The organism is Hyphomonas sp. (genome assembly GCF_040882205.1).
In the GTDB taxonomy this organism is placed as follows: domain Bacteria; phylum Pseudomonadota; class Alphaproteobacteria; order Caulobacterales; family Hyphomonadaceae; genus Hyphomonas.
Genome location: NZ_JBBEBT010000262.1, coordinates 1 through 2503, shown reverse-complemented (window position 1 = coordinate 2503; position 2503 = coordinate 1). Strand labels below are relative to the sequence as shown.

At 60.9% G+C, this 2503-nt stretch carries 2 protein-coding genes; both read left to right on the top strand.

Annotation, left to right across the window (positions count from 1 at the left end; all coding sequences use genetic code 11):
* The first annotated feature begins 168 nt into the window (after positions 1 to 168).
* Entirely contained in the window at positions 169 to 1530 is a 1362-nt protein-coding gene (locus tag WEA77_RS11230) for a tyrosine-type recombinase/integrase (RefSeq protein WP_368067972.1), read from the top strand.
* Positions 1531 to 1804: 274 nt separating this feature from the next.
* Positions 1805 to 2374, top strand: a complete 570-nt coding sequence (locus tag WEA77_RS11225) for a hypothetical protein (RefSeq protein WP_368067971.1) — start codon at positions 1805 to 1807, stop codon at positions 2372 to 2374.
* Positions 2375 to 2503 lie beyond the last annotated feature (129 nt).

The window sequence follows — 2503 nt, the reverse complement described above, 5'->3', positions numbered from 1 at the left end:
CAGATGTGGCTCAGAGGTGGCTCAGAGGTGGCTCAGAAGTGGCTCAGAAGTGGCTCGGAGCTGGCTCGGAGGTGACTCAGGGGTGGCTCAGGGGTGGCTCAGGGGTGGCTTGGGTGGCACGCGGCTTGAAAACCACCGTCTCCAGACCCGAAGGAGCGAGACGGATCTATGGCCAGTAGCCGACTGAAACTCACACAAACCGCTGTTACGCGGATCATCCGTGAGCATGATGGGAAGAGGAAGGAGCGGCATTGGGACACAGAAGTGCCCAAGATGTTTCTATCCATCACCCCCAATGGCAGCGCCACCTACAAGCTCCTGATCGTCAAGCCGGACGGCTCGAAGTCAGACACCAAGCTGATCGCCGCCAATGATGGCTCGCCAGACATTGCTCGCTTACTGGCCACCAAAGAGCTGGGGCGCATGGCCTTGGGCGGCGCGGATCCTGTCACACAGCGGCGCCAGGCTAAGGCCGATGCCAGGAAGCAGCAGCAAGCAACCTTCCAGGCCCTCGCAGACCGGTTCATGGCCGCCCCGGAAAAAAGCCCGCCCATGCTCTCACACCGCACCTATAATGAGCGGGAACGGCTTCTGCGGGAACACATCCTGCCCACGCTCGGGAAGAAATTATTCCCCGAGATCACCAAGGCAGAGGTGCGCCAGCTCATCCGGGATATTCAGGCACGGGCCGCCAAACACCCCCGCGCGTTAACTGCCTCCAATCCCGGCGCCAAGCTCGCCAATGAATGCCAGGGCGTCATCCGTGCCATCTATGGCTGGGCCATCGCGGAAGATCTCATTGAAGTAAACCCAGCAGCGTTCAGGAAGCTGTTCAAGGACACCCCTGATAGGCGCGCAGCGATGCCCGAGGAGGCGCTGCGATTGGTGTGGGCCGCTCTGAGTGCCGACCTGGAAGGCAAGCCATCCGTGCGCTCTGCGAGGGACGAAGAGCGGGAACGAATGCAGCGAGGCGCACCTTCCGCGCTCGCCATTATGCTTCATGCTGTTACGTTGCAGCGGCCCGCCGAAATAGTCGCCGCCAAACGGGATCAATTCGACTGGACGCCGGGCCGGGAGCTGTGGCGCATCCCAGCCGGGCAGACAAAGACGAATGAAGTTTATGAGGTGCCGCTATCGCCGCTCGCTGCGACGCTGTTCAGGAAGGCGCTCTCTCTTCACAGTCATGCGTGGGTGTTTCCGAATGAAGCGGGCGACGGACCCATTCGCCATGACGGCCCCAAGCAACGGTGGATCAGGGTTCGAGAGCGCAGCGTTGCCGCCGCGAGGAAGAAGGAGGAGTCCTCACCGGTTGCCGGCGTGCAACTCTACGACTGCCGCCGCCTGGGCCGTACACTGATGGTAGACCGTCTGGGCATCAGCCCCGCCATTGCCGAAGCCTGCATCAATCACGCCCCGGATCGCTCCATGCAAAACCGCTACTATGTGGGCAACACTTCAGCTGAGGTGCGGCGGGCAATGGACCTATGGGGTGCGGAGGTGGAGCGGATTACAGGGCATCCCCTAGCTTAAGGCGCCGAACACAGAAGATGGCAAAGTGTGTAAATCGGCGCCAGCAAATGACCCCTCCTGTTCGATTGAAATCAATGGAATGGCTTGCCGATCGGCGTCCGGACGCAGCACCGATTTACAGTTGAGCGCTGAGTTCTTCGGGAATTCCCCATGATCACAGTGGTTCAGCTCATTCCGTCAGGCGATCCTCGGATGCGCATTTGCATGATTTTTTAATGAAAAATATTGCATGGTGTCGACCTGTGGATCATGTGCCTGATGAAGGAACACTCGATTGCCGGCGCTTGCAGATCTGAAGAAACACCTGCGCCCTGGGCAGGTTTACCGCCGCAAGGACCTTGCGCGCTGGTCAAACGCTGTCGACCGCCATGTCCGCCAGCTTCTTGATGAGGGGCGGCTGGAGAAGGTGGGGGCGGGCCTTTATATGGCGCCGCGCAAGACCCGGTTCGGTCTCGCGCCGGCCTCGCCTGAAAAGCTCGTGGCGTCCTTCCTGGGCGATGACCGCTTTTTGATGGTCTCGCCGAATGCGTATAACAGTCTCGGCCTCGGCACGACGCAGCTCTACAACGAGCCCGTCGTCTACAACCGCAAGCGCCATGGCCGGTTCACGTTGGACGGCCGGTGCTTTGACTTCCGGATGCGCACGTCCGTGCCGGCGGCGTTGACTGAGGAGCTTCTCCTGGTCGACCTTCTGCACAACCTCGAAAACCTGCCCGAGGGCAAGGCGGATGTGTTGCCGAGGGCGCTGGCGCGGGCCCGTGAGATGGATCCAAAGCGTCTTGCGAAAGCGGTGAAGGATTTTGGATCGGCGCGCGCCAGACGGTTACTTGAGCCGGTCTTGTGAGACGAGGCGGCCCGCGCGTGACGCTTCTGCACGAGCTTCCCGACTTTACTGACCTGGTCGCAGTCGTTGGCAGGAAGGAAGGCGTGGGTCCAGGCCTCGTCGAGAAGGACTACTGGATCATGCATTGCC

Coding starts and splice junctions, on each gene's coding strand:
- WEA77_RS11230 (WP_368067972.1), top strand. CDS start 169: ATGGCCAGTAGCCGACTGAAACTCACACAAACCGCTGTTACGCGGATC.